Origin of the sequence: Enterobacter sp. UNJFSC 003 (genome assembly GCF_036903355.1) — a bacterium.
Taxonomy (GTDB): domain Bacteria; phylum Pseudomonadota; class Gammaproteobacteria; order Enterobacterales; family Enterobacteriaceae; genus Enterobacter.
Map to the genome: position 1 here is coordinate 1 of NZ_JBAKHK010000183.1, position 268 is coordinate 268.

The window sequence follows — 268 nt, forward strand, 5'->3', positions numbered from 1 at the left end:
GGTCGGCAGTCCCCAGCCAGCGAACTTGCCAACCCTGAGCCATTAGATGGTGCGCAACCGCCAGTCCCGGGAATACATGTCCACCGGTTCCGCCTGCCATCACCATTAATCGCTTTCCTTGACCACTCATCGTGAACCTCGTACAAACGCCTGCGCTTTCTCCAGACGCGTTTCATAATCAATACGCAACAGCATCATGATGGCTGTCGACATAATCAGTAAGCTCGAACCACCGTAACTGATCAGCGGCAATGTCAGACCTTTGGTC

At 53.7% G+C, this 268-nt stretch carries 2 protein-coding genes; both read right to left on the reverse strand.

Annotation, left to right across the window (positions count from 1 at the left end; all coding sequences use genetic code 11):
• The coding region (locus tag V5P19_RS23695; RefSeq protein ID WP_334407993.1) for a glycosyltransferase at positions 1-130 on the reverse strand (130 nt) is incomplete at its 3' end.
• The coding region (locus V5P19_RS23700) for an FtsW/RodA/SpoVE family cell cycle protein (RefSeq protein ID WP_334407995.1) at positions 127-268 on the reverse strand (142 nt) is incomplete at its 5' end. The genes V5P19_RS23700 and V5P19_RS23695, both read right to left, overlap by 4 nt.